This is a genomic window from Catenulispora rubra, assembly GCF_015356825.1.
Classification (GTDB): domain Bacteria; phylum Actinomycetota; class Actinomycetes; order Streptomycetales; family Catenulisporaceae; genus Catenulispora; species Catenulispora rubra.
The window spans coordinates 1-18624 of record NZ_JAACYW010000236.1; the positions used below are offsets into that span (position 1 = coordinate 1).

The 18624-nt window shown below is 66.5% G+C and carries 10 protein-coding genes and 1 pseudogene; 4 read left to right on the forward strand and 7 right to left on the reverse strand.

Going from position 1 to position 18624, the window contains the following annotated elements; all coding sequences use genetic code 11:
• On the reverse strand, positions 1 to 1536 hold the full coding sequence (locus GWK61_RS58910; protein ID WP_267254501.1) for a ricin-type beta-trefoil lectin domain protein: 1536 nt from the start codon (positions 1534 to 1536) through the stop codon (positions 1 to 3).
• A gap of 148 nt (positions 1537 to 1684) precedes the next feature.
• Positions 1685 to 2596, reverse strand: coding sequence for an ROK family protein (locus tag GWK61_RS40655; protein ID WP_194917058.1), 912 nt, complete (start codon positions 2594 to 2596; stop codon positions 1685 to 1687).
• Between the two features lie 137 nt (positions 2597 to 2733).
• On the opposite strand from GWK61_RS40655, the gene GWK61_RS40660 reads away from it, so the two are divergent.
• Both GWK61_RS40660 and GWK61_RS40665 read left to right on the forward strand, forming a co-directional pair.
• Positions 2734 to 5226 (forward strand): glycoside hydrolase family 2 protein, encoded by a 2493-nt coding sequence (locus GWK61_RS40660; RefSeq protein WP_194917059.1) that lies wholly within the window; start codon positions 2734 to 2736, stop codon positions 5224 to 5226.
• Entirely contained in the window at positions 5223 to 6266 is a 1044-nt protein-coding gene (locus GWK61_RS40665) for a LacI family DNA-binding transcriptional regulator (protein ID WP_194917060.1), read from the forward strand. Before GWK61_RS40660 ends, GWK61_RS40665 begins: the two co-directional genes overlap by 4 nt.
• Here GWK61_RS40665 and GWK61_RS40670 read toward each other — a convergent pair whose 3' ends face one another.
• From GWK61_RS40670 to GWK61_RS40685, 4 genes are all read right to left on the reverse strand, one after another.
• Entirely contained in the window at positions 6267 to 7286 is a 1020-nt protein-coding gene (locus GWK61_RS40670) for a LacI family DNA-binding transcriptional regulator (RefSeq protein ID WP_194917061.1), read from the reverse strand.
• A 67-nt stretch (positions 7287 to 7353) separates the two neighbouring features.
• Positions 7354 to 8247 carry a carbohydrate ABC transporter permease gene (locus tag GWK61_RS40675; protein WP_194917062.1) on the reverse strand — a complete coding sequence of 298 codons (894 nt, stop codon included), beginning with the start codon at positions 8245 to 8247 and terminating at the stop codon, positions 7354 to 7356.
• Positions 8244 to 9218 (reverse strand): carbohydrate ABC transporter permease, encoded by a 975-nt coding sequence (locus GWK61_RS40680; protein ID WP_194917063.1) that lies wholly within the window; start codon positions 9216 to 9218, stop codon positions 8244 to 8246. The genes GWK61_RS40675 and GWK61_RS40680 overlap by 4 nt, the downstream gene beginning before the upstream one ends.
• Positions 9219 to 9364: 146 nt before the next feature.
• A complete protein-coding gene (locus GWK61_RS40685; protein WP_194917064.1) occupies positions 9365 to 10702 on the reverse strand; it encodes an ABC transporter substrate-binding protein in 1338 nt (445 codons plus the stop codon).
• 1112 nt (positions 10703 to 11814) lie between these two features.
• Between GWK61_RS40685 and GWK61_RS40690 the strand changes: the two genes are divergently transcribed.
• Complete coding sequence (locus tag GWK61_RS40690; RefSeq protein ID WP_194917065.1) at positions 11815 to 12006, forward strand: hypothetical protein; 192 nt, start codon at positions 11815 to 11817, stop codon at positions 12004 to 12006.
• 238 nt (positions 12007 to 12244) lie between these two features.
• Here GWK61_RS40690 and GWK61_RS60095 read toward each other — a convergent pair whose 3' ends face one another.
• Positions 12245 to 18127, reverse strand: a complete 5883-nt coding sequence (locus GWK61_RS60095; protein WP_194917066.1) for a carbohydrate binding domain-containing protein — start codon at positions 18125 to 18127, stop codon at positions 12245 to 12247.
• A 118-nt stretch (positions 18128 to 18245) separates the two neighbouring features.
• Here GWK61_RS60095 and GWK61_RS57480 point away from each other — a divergent pair.
• Positions 18246 to 18624 (forward strand): annotated as a pseudogene (locus GWK61_RS57480) (hypothetical protein); the annotation flags it as partial.

Here is an 18624-nt window from a genome sequence, read left to right on the forward strand (position 1 = left end):
TCAGGTGGGGAGGTGCCAGGTTTGGTTGGTGTTGGCGTGGCAGTCCCAGATTTGGAGTTGGGTGCTGTCGGTGGTGTTGCCGGCGGGGTCGTCGAGGCAGCGTCCGGAGGAGCTGGAGATGAGTTCGCCGTTGTTGGCGGTCCACTGCTGGTTGGTTTGGCCGTTGCAGTCCCAGATCTGGATGAGGGTGCCGTTGGCGGTGGCGTTGGGGCCGCCGGTGACGTCCAGGCATTTGCCGAGGGCTCTGATGGTGCCGTCGGTCTGGACGGTCCATGACTGGGCGTTGGTGCTGTTGCAGGTGTACAGCTGCACTGGCGTGCCGTTGGCGCTGCTGGCCGCGCGCACGTCCATGCACTTGCCCACAGGACCGGTGATCGCACCGGTGTGGGGTGGGGGCGGCGGGGTGCCACCCGTGGTGAGCTGGTTGAAGGTGCGTGCGAACTGGTACGGGGACTGACTGGTGCCGCTGCAGGTGTCGGACAGGGTGCCGTTGGAGGAGCAGGCTTTGTCCCGGCCCAGGGCCCAGTAGGCCAGTTCCTGGATGCCGTTGGCGGCGGCGAAGTTCTCGAGGGCCTGGGCGTTGCTGGTGGTGAACACCTCGTTGGTGGAGTCGTTGACGCCGATCATCGGCGTGTTGCCCTCCATCGCCCACAACTGGGCCGAGGACTTGCCGGTCCAGATGGCACCGAGCTGGCTGTGCAGGTTCTGGGCGGCCTGGATGGCGGCCTGGCCCATGTCGTAGCTGGGCCCGTAGTCCATCGTCATGATGTTGACGAGGTTGACGTTCAGCCCGTGGCCGGCCGCGTTGTTCAGCAGGCTCAGCGAGTCGCCCAGCAGGCCGGACACGTCGACCGGGAGCGTGTAGTCCACTGCGAGCGTCTTGCCGGCCGCGGCATATTGTCGTTGCAGGTCGGCCAGGGCCTGGTTGCGCCGGTCGTTGGCGGCGGTGTCGTCCAGCGGGGCCCCTTCGACGTCCAGGTCGATCCGGGTCAGGTTGAGGGTGTCGATGACGTAGCGGTACTGGGCTTCCAGGGAGGAGACGGTGCCGCAGGCTTGGGCGAGTTCGGTGCCGGAGGCGCCGCCGAAGGAGGCGATGACGTCCCCGCCGGAGGTGCGCAGGCTGTTGATAGCTGCAGTCCAGCCGCCGTCGGCGATCGAGGTGTCGCCGTTGAAGGTGGCGGTACAGCCGCTGCCGGCGATGACGAAGGCGAGCGTGTAGTACTTCAGGCCGGTGGCCTGCTCTGCATCGGCCATGGCCGACGGCGGGTTCCAGGTCTCGATGTACGGTGCGGCGTATCGGGCCGGGAAGCCCGGGCCCGAGGCGGCGGCGGAGGCGCTGTGCGCCATGCCCGTCAGCAGCCCCGTCGCCGTGGCGATCCCCAGGCTCAAGGCTGCCAGCCGGGCGAGGATCCGGGCAGGTCGGTGGCGCAGCTCCGGGGGCACCGGCCGACGGATGGTGCGACGGTTCACCGTGCGCTGTCCAAGCGTCGAGTCGCCTGGCGCCTGCGCCGGGCCGGGTGGTGCGGGGGTGTGCATCGCAACTCCTTCATCGCTGGTGGTGCGTGACGGGAGGGGGAGCGACGCTCAACGTAGGACCGGGTGAAGCCGGTGTCTATACCGTTTGAGGGTTTCTACATGATGAACTAGAGATCAACAATGATAATTAACTAAAACTTGACTCAAATCAACGGACGCACGCAGCGGCCCCGACCAATCCGGCGTCCGCGCCCAGTGCGGCCGGGATCACTGTCAGGCCGCTGGTGAAGCTCAGCGTGGCGCAAGTGGCCAGGTGCCGCCGGAGGGGCCCGAACAGCAGGTCTCCGGCCTGCGCGACGCCGCCGCCGATCACCACCAGGTCGACTTCGACCAGGGCCGCGGCCGTCGCGCAGGCGGTAGCCAGCGCCTGGCCGGCACGGTCGAAGGCGGCCCGGGCCCTGGCATCGCCGGCCCGGGCGGCGCGGGCGGCGGCGGCCGCATCGGGGCAGCCGGCCGCGCGTGCGATGGCCGGGCCGGCGGCGATGAGCTCGACACAGCCGCGCGCTCCGCACGGGCACCGCTTACCGTCCAGCTCGACGCTGATATGGCCGATGTGTCCGGCGTTGCCAGTGGTGCCGGGGAACAGCCGCCCGTCCAAGACCAGCCCTCCGCCGACGCCGGTGGACACCACCATGCACAGAGCGTTGCGTCGGCCTCGGGCCGCTCCACGCCAGTGCTCGCCGGCGGCCATCGCAATGGCGTCGCCGCACAGTGCGACCTGCAGATCGCGGCACTGGCTCAGCTGTTTGACGGCCGACACCAGCCGGTAGTCGCGCCAGGCGGGGATGTTGACCGGGCTCACGGTGCCGGCCGCGGTGTCGACCGGTCCGGCGCAGCCGATACCCAGACGTGTGACCTGCGGCCAGTGCCGGTCGGTGGTCAGCTCCGAGAGCACCTGCCCGACCACGCCGAGCACGTCGGCGCCAGAGCCACCCCGGGGCGTGGGCAGTGCTGTGCGGGCTAGTAGGACGCCGTCCTCGGTGACGAGACCGGCGGCGATCTTCGTGCCGCCGATGTCGAGCGCGGCGAATACGGCCCCTGCGGTTGCTGCAACACTCATGATCGCCCCTTGTGTTGAGTTTCATGGCTCGATTTCGAACATCTGTCGACGATAATGATGGTGGAACGTTTTATAGACAAGAGGCCTGGCGCCGTCTAGGTTGATCGGGACTCGGCGTTTCTGAGGTGGGGAGTGTCATGACGGCTCATACTGTGCTGGCTTCGGGCTGGACGCTGCGCTTGGCATCAGCGGACCCGCAGGGCGACGGTCCGGTCGCCACCTGGCCGCAGGCCCCGATACCGGCGGCGGTGCCCGGGTGTGTGCACACTGATCTACTGGCCGCCGGTCTCATCCCGGATCCCTTTCTCGATGACAACGAGACCGCGACCGCCTGGGTGGGTCGCGTCGATTGGCGGTACCAGACGCAGCTGCCCGCCCGGGATCCGGGATACGAATGCGCCGAGGTGGTGTTCGACGGCCTGGACACCGTCGCCCGCGTCGAGGTCGACGGGGTGGTGCTCGGGCACACGCGCAACATGCACCGCGGCTACCGGTTCGACGTCAGCCACCTGCCGCCGGGCGGTCCGGGGGAGCTCGCGGTCGAGTTCACATCGGCTTACCAGGAGGCCGAGGCGCTGCGCGACCGGCTTGGGCCGCGGCCGGCCGCCTATCCCGAGCCGTTCAACTATGTGCGCAAGATGGCCTGCAGCTTCGGTTGGGACTGGGGCCCGACCCTGGTGACCGCGGGCATCTGGCGTCAGGCGCGTCTGGAGCTGTGGAACACCGCCCGGTTTACCGACGTGCGGGCGCTGGTCACCGTCACCGACGGCGTGGGCCGCGTCGAGGTCCGGGCCGGCCTGCGACGTTCGGCCGGCGGCGCAGGCAAGGCGCTACGCGTTCAGGTCGCCGTCGCCGACCACAGCACGGAGGTCTGTATCGAGCCCGGGGCGCGGGAGCTGTCGGCGACCATCGAGGTCGCCGACCCGCAGCTGTGGTGGCCGCACACCCTGGGGGCTCAGCCACTGTACGGCTGCGAGGTGGTGCTGTCCGACGCCGCGACCGGCGAGGTGCTGGACACCTGGGGTAGTCGCGTCGGCTTCCGCACCATCGTGCTGGACACCACCCCGGACAGCGCCGGGACGGCGTTCAGGCTGGTGGTCAACGGCATTCCGGTGTTTGCCCGCGGCGCCAACTGGATCCCCGAGGATGTGTTTCCCTCGCGTGTGGACGCGGCGCGCTACCGGGCACGCCTGGCCCAGGCCGCTGACGTCGGTGTCGACCTGATCCGGGTCTGGGGCGGCGGGATCTACGAGGACGAGGCCTTCTACCGGGCGTGCGACGAGCTGGGACTGCTGGTGTGGCAGGACTTCCCGTTTGCGTGCGCCGCCTACCCCGAGGACGAGCCGCTGCGCGGTGAGGTGGAGGCCGAGGCCCGGCAGAACGTGGCCCGGCTGACCCCGCACCCGTCGCTGGCGCTGTGGAACGGCAACAACGAGAACCTGTGGGGGTTCCGTGACTGGAACTGGGAGCCCGAGCTGGGCACGGCGGCCTGGGGTGAGGGCTACTACCTGGGCCTGCTCCCGCGGATCGTGGCCGAAGTGGACCCCACCCGGCCGTACTGGGCCGGAAGTCCGTGGTCGGGCAGCTGGAGCCGGCACCCCAACGACCCGGGGCACGGCACCACGCACAGCTGGGAGGTGTGGAACCGCCGGGACTACGCCGACTACCTGGCCGACGTACCCCGCTTCGTGGCCGAGTTCGGCTGGCAGGCCCCGCCGACGTTCGCCACGCTGCGCCGGGCGGTGCATGACGAGCCGCTGACGCCCGGCTCGCCCGGGCTGCTGCACCACCAGAAGGCCGAGGACGGCCAGGGCAAACTGACCCGTGGCCTGGCCCCACACTTCGGCGAACCCGACGGCTTCGATGAGTGGCACTACCTCACGCAGATCAACCAGGTCCGCGCGATCTCCGTCGGCATAGAGCACTGGCGCTCACACTGGCCGCGCTGCGCCGGAACGATCCTGTGGCAGCTCAACGACTGCTGGCCGGCGGTCTCCTGGTCGGCCATCGACGGCGACGGCCGCGCCAAACCACTGTTCCACGAACTTCGCCGACTGTACGCTGACCGGCTGCTGACCTTCACCGAACGCGACGGCCAGCTGTACCTGGCCGCGGTCAACCAGGGGCGCAGCCCGTGGTCCACGACGCTGACGCTGCGCCGGCTGCGCACCGACGGCGTCGTGCAGGCCCTGGTGCAGCTCCCACTGCGCGTCGCGCCGGCCGGTGTCCAGCTTGTTGAGGTGCCCGGGGAGGTGGCCGAATGGGGCGAAGACCGCAAAGAGCTGATGGTGGCCGACGCCGATATGCTGCGTGCCTGGCGGTTCGGCAGCCCCGACCGCGACTTCGCCTACCCTGAGGCCCAGTTGACTATCACCACGACGCCCGCCGCATCCGGCGAAGGGACCGAGATCACTGTGGCCGCCCACACCCTGGTTCGAGATCTGTACCTGCAGGCCGACCGCCTGCATCCCGCCGCCGCCGCCGATCGCGGCCCGACCACGCTGCTGCCCGGTGAGACGTTGTTGATTCGGGTGGCGGGCTTCGCCGGTGACGATGAAGACGTCTTCGCCGCCCGGGCCCTGTGGTGCGTCAACGGCGGCGCGGTGACTCGGCAAGGACCGTCTCGGTGACCAGGAAGACCCGCAGCGCCCCGCCGACGCCGGCGACCATCAGGGACGTGGCCGCCCAGGCCGGGGTTTCAGCGAGCGCTGTGTCGCTGGCCGTGCACAACCGGCCGGGTGTGTCGGCGGCGACCCGCGAGCGGATCCTGGCCGTCGCCGACGAGCTGGGCTGGCGGCCCAACCAGGCCGCGGCGTCCCTGTCGGGACGGCAGCTGCACACCGTCGGGCTGGTCATCGCCCGTCCGGCTCGCATGCTGGGCCTGGAGCCGTTCTACATGGAGTTCATCTCCGGGATCGAGAGCGTGCTGGTCACCCGGAACTGCGGGCTGCTGCTGCAGCTGGTCGACACCGATGACGGAGAGATCGCCATCCAACGCGAATGGTGGCGCAGCGGACGGGTCAACGGCTCCATCATGGTCGACTTGAAGATCGACGATCCGCGGATCCCGGCGCTGGCGGGCATGGGCCTGCCGGCCGTGGTCGTGGGCGATCCGGCGCTGGCCGGCCCGTTCACCGCGGTGTGGACTGACGACACCGCGGCCGTCCGCGAAGCGGTGCGGTACCTGGCCGTCCTCGGGCACCGCCGCATCGCCCGGGTCAGCGGGCCCGAAACCCTCGGTCACAGCGTCATCCGCACCCGCGCCATGCAGCAGGCCGGCGCCGAGTTGGAGCTGGACGAGGTGCGGGTGGTGGCCACCGACTACTCCGGCGAGGACGGAGCCAGGGCCACGCGCACCCTGCTGACCTCCCCGTCGCGGCCCACCGCGATCATCTTCGACAACGACGTCATGGCCGTGGCCGCAGTGTCGGTGGCCGCGGAGATGGGGCTGTCGGTGCCGCACGACGTGTCCCTGCTGGCCTGGGACGACTCCCAACTGTGCCAGCTGACCCGGCCGATGCTGTCGGCGATGAGCCACGATGTGTGCAGCTTCGGTGCCGAGGCCGCCCGCACGCTGCTGGCCGTGCTCGACAAACAGCCCGCCGCCTCGCACCCGGTCGCCACCCCGGTCCTGGTGCCGCGCGGCACGACCGCTCCGCCGGCGCGCTGACTACGCCGCGGCCGCTGTGCTGCCCCGCACCACCAGGTGCGCGGTGGCGCTCTGCACCGATCCCGGGCCGGTGCCCTCGATCAGGGCCAGCAGCGTCCGGGCCGAGGCCGCGCCGTAGTCCTGGATGTCCCGCGACAGCGCCGTCAGCGGCGGGAACACCATCTCGCACAGCTGGGAGTCGTCGCCGGCCACGATCGACAGCTGCTGCGGCACCGGCACCTCCAGCCTGCGCGCGGTAGCGATCCCGGACAGCGCCATCACGTCGTTGTCGTAGACGATGGCCGTCGGCCGCAGTGCTTGGGACACTGACAGCAACTCCTCGGTCGCCTTTGCGCCGGCTTCGACGGTGTAGTCGGTGTCCAGCACCGGCGCGTACGGCAGGCCGTGGCGCCGCGCCGCGGCCTGGAACGCCGCCGTGCGGACCCGGGTGTGTTCGAACACCGAGTGCCCGGCGACGCGCGCGATCCTGCGGTGCCCCAGGCCCACCAGGTACTCGATGGTCTCGGTGATCGCCGCGGCGTCGTCGCTCCACACCGCAGGCAGTCCCGAGTCCGGGCGCGGCGGCCCGACCAGCACCGCAGGGACCCGCAGCGTCTCCAACGCCGACACCCGCGCGTCGGTGGTCCACAGATCGGTCACGATCACCCCGTCGATGCGCTGCTCGGCCCACCAGGCCCGCACCGCCTCCAGCGCTGCCTCGTGGTCCTCGACCACCTGCAGCAGCAAGGCGACCCGCCGGGTCGACAGCTCCCCTTCCAGGCCGGCGATGAACTTCATGAAGAACGGCTCGACGCCCAACGTCGAAGCCGAACGGGCCAGAACCAGACCGATCGCCTGCGCCTTGGCGACCGCCAGCCCGCGCGCGGCCGCGCTGGGCCTCCAGCCCATCTCGTCGGCTACCGCCAGGATCTTCGCCCGGGTCGATTCGGCCACCCGCCCGCTGCCGTTGAGAGCGTAGGACACCAACCCGGTCGACACGCCGGCCCGCTCGGCGATGTCGCTGATGGTCGGACGTTTCATACGGCGTGCCCTCCAAACCCTGATGTGTGGCTCACCTTAGTGCCCGGGTCAGCCGGTACCGGGCCACTCACTTGGTTGAACCGCGAGCGAGGCCGTTGTAGATGAACCGCTGGAGGAACAAGAACGCCACCAGCGTCGGAAGAATGATGATGACCAACGCTGCGGAGATGACGTTCCACTGCGAGCCGTAGGGTCCCACCCAGCGGAAGAACGACGTCGAGATGGTCCCCAGGTTCTGGTCTGGCATGTACAGGAACGGGATGTAGAAGTCGTTGTAGATGGCGATGCCCTTGATGATCACGACGGTGGCGATCGCCGGCTTGAGCAGCGGGAAGATGATGCGCCAGAAGATGCGCCACGACGAGGCCCCGTCCAGGCGCGCCACCTCGTCCAACGACCGCGGGATCGAGCGGATGAACTGCAGGAAGATGTAGATCGACACGATGTCGGTGCCGGTGTAGAGCGCGATCGGTGCCAGACGGGAGTCGTACAGGCCAAGCCGGTCGACCACCTGGAAGGTCGCCACCTGCGTGGTGATGCCCGGCACCAGCGAAGCCAGCAGGAACGCGCCGACCACGACGCGCTTGAAGCGGAACTCGAACCGGTCGATAGCAAAGGCGGTCATCGCCCCGATCACCACCGACCCGGCGACCGAAATCACAAGGATGATCGCGGTGTTCTTGAACGCGTTGAGCATGTTGCCGGTGCGCCAGGCCGTCGCGTAGTTGGCGCCGTTGGCCCAGTTTCTTGGCGGAGAAAGCACGCCGCCGCTGTTCAACACCTCGCGGTCGGACTTCAGCGAGGTGACCAAGACGACGATAAGCGGTACCAGCACGAACGCGCTGGCGATCAGAAGCGAGGCGTACTTGCCAGCGACCAGGCCGCCGCGCAGGGTGCGACGGGCCGCGGACTGACCGGGGCTATCGGCGCGGGTCCCGTCGCCGAGCGATGGCGCGGTCATATCAGGTCAACTTTCTCATCCGGGAGCAGCAGCCGCTGAACCCAAGTGATCAACAGGACGATGAGAAGCAGGGTGATGCCGAACGCCGAGGCGAGCCCAAGTTTGTTGTAGTGGAAGGCCTCGGCCTGGCTCTGGATCACGAAAGTGCGGCTCGCGCCAGCGCCGCCGGTCATGATGAACGGGATCTCGAATACGGCCAGCGAGCCCGAGATGGCCAGGATCATCGACAGGCTCAGCAGCGGCCGGATCGACGGGGCGATGATGTAGCGGAACTGGTGCCAGCGGTTGGCGCCGTCGATCTCGGTGGCCTCGTACAGCTCAGGGTTGATCGACTGGATCGCGCCCAGAAACAGCACCATGTTTAGCCCCATGAAGCGCCACACCGACACCCCGGCCAGCGAAGGGTTGACCCAGGTAGAGCTGCCCAGCCACAGGTGCGTGTTGTGGTACCCGAACACCTTCAGCGTCGAGTCCAAGATCCCGTGTGGTTGGAACACGTACAGGAACACGTAGCCGACCGCGACCCCGTTGAGCAGGTAGGGGAAGAACAAGATGCCTTTGAACACGTTCCGGAACCGGGTGTTGAAGCTCAGGATCGTCGCGAAGTACAGCGCCAGTGCCAACTGCACGACCGACGCCGCCAGGTAGTAGAGACTGACGAAGAACGTGTGGTAGTAGTCCGGGTCGCTGAAGATGGTCTGGTAGTTGCGCAGCCCTACGCCCTTGTATGTGGGGCTGATGCCATCCCAGTCGGTGAAAGACCATTGCAGCATGTCGCCCACCGGGATGTAGGTGAAGGCCACCAGCAGGGCCAGCGGGACCAGCAGATACAGCCAGGGCGTCGCCTGGCGCCGCCACCAGGCCGGCGTCCGCCGGCGCGACGGCCCGGCCACCGGTCGGGTAGCGCCCCCCGAGCCCCGGGGCCGGTGCCGGGTGCGAAGTCCCAGCGCTTCTCCGCGGGTATGGACCATGGACTCGTTCCCTTCCGAGATCATCAGAACACTGATACCGAGAGGACTGCCGGACCGGCGGGTGGAAATCCGCGTCCGGCCCGGCGGCAGCGGCGTCCCCTCAAACGCTCGCTGCCCCCGGATCGGGGTCCCGTGCGCGGCGGGGTTCAGGAGCCCGCGTCGGCCTTCTCGGCCGTGGCCCACCTGCCGTTGAGATCGCTGAAGAACGAGTTCAGGCCGCCGGACTGCGCGCCGCGCGCGATGTCGACGAGCTTCTGCCAGTTCTCCGGGTTGGACAAGCCCACCTGCGAATCGTTGTCGATCTTGCTGACCAGGTTGGTCTTGTCCTCGGTCAGGCTGATCAACTGGACGCCGTTGTCGGTGAACGGCTTGAGCGCGGCCGGCAACGGCGTGTCGATCTTCGCGGCGACGGCCTGGTTGTCCGCGGCGATCGTCGAGTCGTTGATCTCCCAGTCCAGGAACGCCCGGGCCGCCGGGATGTTCTTGGAGTGCACGTTGATCCCGTACTGGTAGTCACCGGCGATCACCGCGCAGAACTTGCCGCCGGTCTGCGCCGGGAACGGCATGTAGCCGATGTCCGACGGGTCCTGCCCGGCCTTGGTGGCCGCGGCCTGCATCTGCACGATCGCCCACGAGCCCAGCCACATGGTCCCGATCTGCCCGTTGGCGAGCAGGCCCTTGGAGTTCTCCCAGTTGGTGGTGGTCGGGTCGGGCTCGGAGAGCTTCTTATTGACGATGTTGTACAGCAGCGAGTACCCGACGCCCAGGTCGTTGGTCGGCGTCAGCAGGACCGGCGTGGTAGCCAGCGCGTCGTTGGCGTGGGTGTCGCACGACGGCGAGCCGATCACCGAGTGCCACGAGGACAACGGCCACTGGTCCTTGTAGTTGGTGTAGTACGGGATCGCCTTGGTCTTGTCCTTGATCGTCTGCAGGTCGGACAGGAACTGGTCCGGCGTCGTCGGCCACGTCGTGATGCCGGCGTCGGCCCAGACCTTCTTGTTGTAAACGAACCCGTTGGAGAAGGAGAACCCGGTGAGGCCGTAGACCTTGTCCCCGACCGTGCCGCGGTCGACGAACCGGTAGGTCTTCGACAGGTCGGCGGCCGACCCCAGCGGCGCGAAGTAGTTCGGGTAGTCGGCCTGCGGAACGTTGTTCGGGATGAGCAGCACGTCGCCGTAGTCCTTGGTCGACATCCGGGTCTTGACGTCGCCCTCGTAGTCCTTCGCGCTCTGCCACGTGATCTTGATGTTCGGGTAGACCTTGTTGAACGCGGCGGAGTACTTGTTCATCGTCCCGTCGGCCACCAGGTCAGTCCGGTTGGTCAGGACCGTGAGGTTCGCCGAGATGTTGTGGTCGGCCGCCGCAGCGGCGAACTCAGACGAGGAGGCGGGCGTGTCCGCCTTCTTCCCCGTCCCGCACCCGGCGACCCCGGCGAGGGCGACGATCCCCGCCAACGAACCGACAGCCAGCCATGCGCTACGCATGTTGCACCAACTCCGTTTCCGAGACGTCCGCGCGGCCCTCAGATGAGGCCGTCATGTGCCTTGCTTAAGCGCTTCAATCTGTGGAACGATCCGGACTATGGCATAGGGGTTGCGGACAGGTAAAGAGGCCCGCATGGCTCCGATGCCAAACCGTTACAACAGGATTTCTTGGCCGTTACGGATGAGTGCGGTCTCTGAGTTGCTCCCAAAATATTCTTTACTTGACTATGGCCGACTACCTACCAGTGCCTGGGCGTGAAGCGGTCTTTTATGTACGCGGGGCACAGCACCGCGGCCGCCGGCGACCGCCTGGTTGGGCGTCACTCCTCGAGCCGCTCGCGAAGGAGATGTGAACCGCTCCGGGATCACAAACCCGGAGCGGTTCAAAACCCCAGCTCATGGTTTTGGGATGGGGCCTACTACGGGTGCGCCGCCAGGGACTTGAACCCCGAACCCGCGGATTAAGAGCTGCAACCCCGCTATTTGAGCTACATGGCTTGATCTTCAATGGGGTAGATAGGCGAAATTCCGCGTCGTGGTGTTAGGTGGGGTCGCGGCCCAGTGAGGCAACCGAGGCGATGAAGCCAGTTGAGGAAGTCGGCGGTCTGCCGGGGTTTACGCAGGTCAAGAGGGTATTGCCGGACTAGATTCTGGGTCGGGACCTGGACCGTCCTGGTCCATCTCTCTGGACCACCCTGGACCATCGAGATCACGTGGACTTTTGTCGACGGTCTGCTCGCGATGTTGGTCCAGGGTTGGTCCAGGGGGAGTTCCTGACAGTGGCCGTCAGCATGTGACATGAGGCGGCATCAGGTCCCTGTTTCTTCTGGCGCTGCCGCGACTTGCTCTGCGCCTGTTACAGCGGTACCGGCGTTGAATTGGTTGCGTCGGGTCGCCGTTGGCGTAGGTCTTCGAGGCGAAGTAGACCGTGTTGCTGGCCGGGTCGTAGACCGGGGCGGCGGTGATGCCGATCGTGGGGCCCACGTCGCCGCAGCCGTTCGGCGGGTCGATCGACGACGTCGGCCAGGCCGGGCCCAGATCGGACCGGGTCCACAGGATCGCCTCGGACTGCGGGTCCAGGCCGTACAGCCTTGTTGTTCTCGGTGGTGACGATGAGCATCCCGCCGGCCACCAGCGGCTGGGTGAAGACCTGGCCGTCGACCGTGGTCGGGGAAGATCTGGCCGAACGTGGGGTCGGAGACGTCGGCCGGGCTCAGGCCCGGCTCATACTGGTCCCAGCCGGTGCGAGTGCTGTCGACGGACACGGTGACGTCGTCGGCCTTGGCCGGCTGTGGCCGGGGTAAACCGGCCGTGACGACGGCCGCGGTGATGCCCGGCCCGGCTATTCGAGATCGGCGAGTCGGCACGGCTGCCCCTTCTGGAACACGCCGACTGACTGGCGGTGACGTCGAACGGTCACCATGTTCTGGAGGTTGCGAGGTAAGCGAGTCAACCGTGTGAATCTGTGAAGGGCGCTGCCTGGATCGGCAGCGCCCATCGATTGTTCCGCCAGCCTTTTGCGGTTGCCTGCTCAGCCTTCGGTCAGTTCTTGGTCAGGGTGATGTCGTCGTCGGCGGAGGTGCCTGCTGTGGGGCGGTAGCAGTAGATGTCGACGCTGGTGTTGGTTGCTCCGGTGGTGAATTGGTCGGTGAGTTGGGTCCAGGCGGTGGCAGTGGTGGTGGCTTCTTGTTTGTCGCCGGCAGCGTCGTAGTTTTTGGCGCCCAAGATGGTGGTGCTGCCGTCGGTGCTGACCCATCCGGTGAGGGTGTAGGAGGTGTTGGGTGTCAATCCGCTCACTACCTGTTCGATGGATCCGGTGCCGCCGGTGGGGGCGTTGATCTGTCCGGCGTAGGTGCCGCCGTGTGGGTTGCTGGTGGTGGTCCCGGCGTTAGAGGAATCGCTCCACCCTTGAGCCAGGTTCCCGGTCTCGAAATCGCCATTGGTCACTTGTCCTGTTGCGGGGACGGCCACCAGGTTGAAGTCGTCGCAGGCGGACGTTCCCGCTGTGGGGCGGTAGCAGTAGATGTCGACGCTGGTATTGGTGGCCCCGGTGGTGAACTCTTTGCTGAGTTGGGTCCAGCCGGTGGCCGTCGTGGTGGCGCCGGTGTCGTCGCCTGCGGCGTTGAATTGCTTGGTGCCCAAGATGGTGGCGCCGCCGTCGGTGAGGATCCAGCCGGTGAGGGTGTAGGTGGTGTTGGGTGTGAGTCCGTTTACTACCTGTTCGATGGATCCGGTGCCGCCGGTGGGGGCGTTGATCTGTCCGGCGTAGGTGCCGCCGTGGGGGTTGGTCGTGGTGATCCCGGCGTTGTACGAAGCGGTCCAGCCGACCAGGTTCCCGGTCTCGAAGTCCGGGTTGGCAACGGTTGCGGGAGGGATCGGTGTGAGGGTGATGTCGTCGCAGGCGGAGGTGCCTGCTGTGGATCGGTAGCAGTAGATGTCGACGCTGGTGTTGCTTGCGCCGGTGGTGAATAGGTCGCTGAGTTGGGTCCAGCCGGTCGCCGTCGTGGTGGCGTCCTGGTTGTCTCCTGCGGGGTCGTACTGTTTGGCGCCCAGGATGGTGGCGCCGCCGTCGGTGCGGACCCAGCCGGTGAGGGTGTAGGTGGTGTTGGGCGTCAGTCCGTTTACTACCTGTTCGATGGATCCGGTGCCGCCGGTGGGGGCGTTGATCTGTCCGGCGTAGGTGCCGCTGTGGGGGTTGGCGGTGGTGGTCCCGGCGTTAGAGGAGTCACTCCAACCAAGAGACAGGTTCCCTGCTTCGAAATCGCCATTGGTCACTTTTCCTGTTGCCAGGACGGCAGCAAGACTGAAGTCGTCGCAGGCGGAGGTGCCTGCTGTGGATCGGTAGCAGTAGATGTCGACGCTGGTGTTGCTCGGTCCGGTGGTGAATTGGTTGGTGAGCTGGGTCCAGCTGGTATTGGTGGTGGTGGCGCCGGTGTCGTCGCCGGTGGTATTGAACTGCTTGGTGCCCAGGTGGGTGGTTCCGCCGTCGGTGCGGATCCAGCCGGTGAGGGTGTATGTGGTGTTGGGTGTCAGTCCATTGACTACTTGTTCGATGGATCCGGTTCCGCCGGCCGGTGCGTTGATCTGCCCGGCGTAAGTGCCGCCGTGTGGGTTGGTGGTGGTGACCCCGGCGTTGTCGGAGGCGGTCCAGCCGGCCAGGGATCCGGCCTCGAAATCGCCGTTGGGGATGGGCGGGCCGCTGAGGATGGTGACTTGAGCGGTGGTCGTCGCGCTGACGTTGCTGGCGTCAGTGGCAGTGGTGGTCACCGTGTATGTGCCCGGTGCGGTGTAGGTGTGCGGGACGCTGATTGCAATCCCGGGGGGCGTTCCGGTGACCGGGGGGGTGCCGTCGCCGAAGTCGAAGCTGTAGCCGGTGATGGCTGCACCTCCGGGAAATGCCAACGCGTTGGCAGTGAGCGGGACGTTGGCGACGCCGGTGGACGGCACGGTGAGCTTGGCGTGTGGTCCAGTGCCATGGTCGGGTCCTGCGAACAGGGTGTCCAAGCCGATGCTGTAGCCGGAGGAAGCGGCGTTTTTGCCTATGACAGTGAAGGTGAACGAGTGCATTCCAGCGGTTAGCGCTATGTCGCCGAACGTCGCCGGTCCAGAATTGGTGGTCGCGGAGTAGGTCTCGTAGGTCCTGGGCAGGGGAGCACTGCCTGCGGACTGGTCGACGGTGAGTTCTACTTGGCCGTTGCCTGGACCCGTTGTCATGTACGCCCAGATGGCGAAGGTAGCGGTGTAAGGGACGTACCAGTCGACGCCGAAGTGGTCGCCGGTTTGCGTGGCGGCTAGGGTGTACGCGCCGTTGGAGAAGTACGCAGGGTTGCTGACGACTGAGGTCGGCGCGCTTGCCGGCTCATGGGTAAACTGGGCGAGCCCGCTGCCTTCAACGGACTGCGACTGGCTCTGGGCCGTGGGCGGTTGCCATTCCTGGGCCTGATTGGCTGTTGCCGTAGTGCCGCCGTCGGTGCAGTCAGCGATCCACATCTGCTGTGAAGTCGTGCGCTGGTAGGGGTTGTCCAGACATTTGCCAGACGCCGGGTTGTACACGTTCGCCCACCCGGTCTGGTTGTTGGCGGCGGCGCCGGGCGAGGACCTCATGATCCAGCGCTGGTTGGGTGCGATATCCCCATTGGCCATCGGCGCGCAGTTGTTGATCTGCACCGGAGAGCCGGCCATGGTGCCGTTGCTGTTCGTGTATGTGGACTGGATCTCGATGCACTTGGTCGGATCGCCGGCCCACCGGATGGTTCCGTCGGTCTCCACGTTCCACAACTGTGCGGGGGTGCCATTGCAGATGAACGACTGGATCGGATTGCCGGGGTTGGTGTTGGCGTTCGGGAGATCGAGGCACATGTCGTTGGACGCCTGATCGATGCCGAGCAGGATCTGGCCCGTGGTGCTGGATGCCGGAGCGCTGCCGGATGCCGGGGTACCCGTGGATGCTCCGTTCAGCGACAGGATGTTGTTGTTCGCGGCCCAGCCGGTGTGGGATTCGTTCCAGTTCGATCCGGTGTTGAGAGTACTGCTGGATACGCCGGGAACGAGCGCGAGCTGACCGTCCGAGGTGAGGTACCCGAGAGCCGGTGGGCCGGCCTCGGAGAAGTTTCCCTGTGAATCCGGTGGCGTCGGGCTGCCAGGGGAGACCAACGTGGGATACACGCTCGGCAGCACCTGGCCCTTGTTGCCGATGATGGTGGCTGTCGCTTGGTTGCCGAGGCTGGTGGGGGCTTCGCTGCCGTCGCTGTTCCTCTTGTTCGTGAACTGGTAAAGAGTGCCGGAGTTGCCATCCCTTGCCCACAGATCCGGCAGCCCGGAGGCGGTCGTCGGGCCCGGTGCTACCAGGTCGGCGTTCAGCCAGTTGAAGACCTTGGCGTCGGCGTCCGCGGCTACCAGGACGGGACTGGTCAGCTGGTCGCCGCCGGCTGCCGAGAACATCCAGACGTTGGCGCCGTGGTCGTCGTCGGACTCGATGGTGATCAGGTTGGTGCGTCCTGCGAAGGTCCCCGGTTTGCCGCCCGCGGCGTTGCCGAGCGCGACGATGCCGACGACGTGACTCCAGTCCGGTGCGTAGCCGACGCAGTTCCTGGTGGCTGCCGTCGGAACACAGACAGGGCGGGTGACATTGACGCGCTGGGACCGCGCGAACATCTCAGCGTTCGCCGTTTGTCCGAACACCGATTTGTTGAGGTAGTAGGACATGGTGTGGGTGACCGTGTTGAAGGCGAACAGGTCGTCCACGGCGATGCCGCGAAGTGCGCCGCGGTGCGTGATAAGGGTGTTGGCCCACGACGTGCCGTCCGGCGCGGCCGATGAGGGAGCTGCTTCCAGCGAGTTGTTGACGGAGCCCAGAATGTTGGGGTCTTTGTTACCGGGGAATACTACGAGGTGCTTGGCGCCGGTGGTGCTGTTCGGGTCGGGGACCACGGCAAGGATGTCGGGGACACCGTCTCCGGTGACATCGCCCGGCGTCGCGACCTTGTTGGGGTTGCCGGGGAGGTAGAAGTCGTATTGGGCGACCGGCGACTCGTTTCCGGCTACGTCCACCGCCCGGACGTAGATGGTGTTGTTGCCCAAGGTGGTGACGCCGGCTGGGACTGGGATGGTCGCGTGGGCAGTGTTCCCGCTGGGGTTGTTGCTGTCGGTGCTGGAGACCTGGACATGGCTCCCGCCGTTGGCGTCGCCGACTTTGGCGGAGTCTTGGTCGATGACGTAGTCGAAGTGGTCGATGTTGACGCCGCCGGTGGTTCCGGTGATCTGGAAGCCGCTGTCGGCCATGCCTGCGTACATGTTCGGTGCTGAGGGGCTGCCTAGCCGGGGGAGATCCGGTGCGGTGATCTGGGGTGGGTCTGGGCTGGTGAACGCCACGGTGAAGTAGCACTGCTGGGTGGAGCCGGCGACTGAGGTGGTGAGGTACGTGGTGTCGGTGGTGTCTTGGGCGTAGGGCGCGTACAGGTAAGTGTGTCCGTCTTGCAGGTTTGGTTGGCCGGTTGGGCCGCCGTGCTGGTAGAGCGTTGGTGAATACAAAGGTGCGGTGCCACCGCCGACTGATGTGGTGCCTGTAGTGGTGTTCTGGGAGTCGCCGTAGTATCCGCTGGCCGGGAGGAAGTAGTCTCCAGCCTGGCCCAGGGTTGCGTCTTCGAATTCGTAGCGGCTTTGCAGCGCCTCGCTTCCCGAGAGGTCGAAGACGGAGCTACTGAGGGTGACCTGGTTGCCTATGTTCTTTCGGATGTAGCCGGCATTCGCAGGGTTGGCCGGGTTTGCCCGTGTGCCGCAATCGGTCTTGGTCGGTGCAGGGTTTGTTGAAATTCCGTTGATGTATGGCGCAGCGGTGTAGGTCACCTTCAGTGATGCAGTTCCGACGCCGGGGCTGACGGTTTCGGTATGGAACCAGGACCAGTAGTACGGGTAGGAGGCCGACTCGTAGGGGTCTGCCACCCGGATGCCGATGGTTGCTGTTCCCTCGCCGCCGTTGTAGCCGTTTTGCAGCCCGTCCTTCACCTGCTGTGTGTCGTCGATTTGGACCGTGGCGCCGAATCCGCAGCCGCTGGGGGTTCGAGTGCCCAGGAACTGTGCCTGGGTTCCGAATGCTCCGGTTGATCCTTTTCCGTCGGTGGCCCAGGTCACGGCGTGGACATCGATGGGGCCGGTTCGGTAGAGGTCGAATGGTGGCACTGAGGGGCAGTTCATTGCGCCTTGTGCGGTGAGTGTGAGCATGGCTGATGTGATGTTCGTGCCGGCCTCGTCGATGTAGTTGCCCAACGTCTGACCGCTTTGACTGTTGTTCAAAGTGGAGATCGGCCCGTACACGTCGAAGGACATCATGCCGCGGACGGCTCCGATGACCGTCCCGTTGTCGGTTCCGGAATCCCAGCCGGCGCGGACCCAGTCGCCATTGCTGTTGGAGCCGTTGGAGTAGAAGGACGAAGTCGGCTCCCCGGACCTGATTTCAGCGAATTTGTTAGTCAAACTCATGCTGATTGGCGGATCGTAGTATACGGGGTAGACGGTGTGTGCATCGGAAAGCGCTTTGGGGTCCGGTGTGATGGCGATATCGGATCTGGTGAGGGTCATGTGCATCGCGGCTGTTTTGGCGCCGTCCGGCGCTGAGACGGCGGGATCGGTGACGGTCGTCGGTGTGGAGACGGTGGCTTTCGCAGCCATCGACGTCGGCATGGTTGTGGAATCCCACATGAGTGGGGTGCCGCTGACGAAGAGCATTTTGTTCTTCGTGTCGGTGACGAACAGCGTTCCGGACGGGTCGGATTTGATGGTCAGTCCGGGGGCGGTGATGCCGAAGTGGATGGTTTTCAGCGCGGGGTTGGCTGCCGCGGCGGCGTTGTGGACGATGAGGACGTCGCGTACGGTCTCGTTCTCGGCGGTGATTTGAAGGTCGGTGCCGGGGACCACGTCGTGGAACACGGCCTTGTCGGTTGAGACCGCCGGGGTGGGTAGAGGCCCCAGCGGCCAGGTGATGAGGACCCGGGACGGTCCGGTGCCGATAGTCAACAGCGATCCGGTACCGCCGTTGGAGATGCTGATGTCCGCGGTGGTGGCGGCGGTGTGCAGTCTGCCGTCGGTGCCGACGGACAGGCTGGTATCGATCGGTATCCAGGTGCCGTTTCTGCTGACCCGCTGCGGGGCCAGGGTTTCGGTGAGTGTGAGGGTGCCGTTGGGGTTGGCTGCGGTGGTGGAGCTGTCTGTGGTCAAAGCGGGAATCGGCGTCGTCGTCCCGGTGGCCTTGGCTTTGGCCACGGCTGCGGCCGCGGCCTGTTGCGCAGGGCCGGCGGAGGTGCTTGTTCCGTCAGCTGCTTTGCTGGGAGCGGTCGAGGCGGTCGGGTCGGGCTTGGGCGGGTTGAGCTTGGTGAGCGTCGTGACGTCCGGCGGGTCGGGTACGGTCGGTGGGGTCCGGGGACTGC

Coding starts and splice junctions, on each gene's coding strand:
- GWK61_RS40670 (WP_194917061.1), bottom strand. CDS start 7,286: ATGAAACGTCCGACCATCAGCGACATCGCCGAGCGGGCCGGCGTGTCG.
- GWK61_RS40655 (WP_194917058.1), bottom strand. CDS start 2,596: ATGAGTGTTGCAGCAACCGCAGGGGCCGTATTCGCCGCGCTCGACATC.
- GWK61_RS58910 (WP_267254501.1), bottom strand. CDS start 1,536: ATGCACACCCCCGCACCACCCGGCCCGGCGCAGGCGCCAGGCGACTCG.
- GWK61_RS40675 (WP_194917062.1), bottom strand. CDS start 8,247: ATGACCGCGCCATCGCTCGGCGACGGGACCCGCGCCGATAGCCCCGGT.
- GWK61_RS40685 (WP_194917064.1), bottom strand. CDS start 10,702: ATGCGTAGCGCATGGCTGGCTGTCGGTTCGTTGGCGGGGATCGTCGCC.
- GWK61_RS40690 (WP_194917065.1), top strand. CDS start 11,815: ATGAGCATCCCGCCGGCCACCAGCGGCTGGGTGAAGACCTGGCCGTCG.
- GWK61_RS40680 (WP_194917063.1), bottom strand. CDS start 9,218: ATGGTCCATACCCGCGGAGAAGCGCTGGGACTTCGCACCCGGCACCGG.
- GWK61_RS40660 (WP_194917059.1), top strand. CDS start 2,734: ATGACGGCTCATACTGTGCTGGCTTCGGGCTGGACGCTGCGCTTGGCA.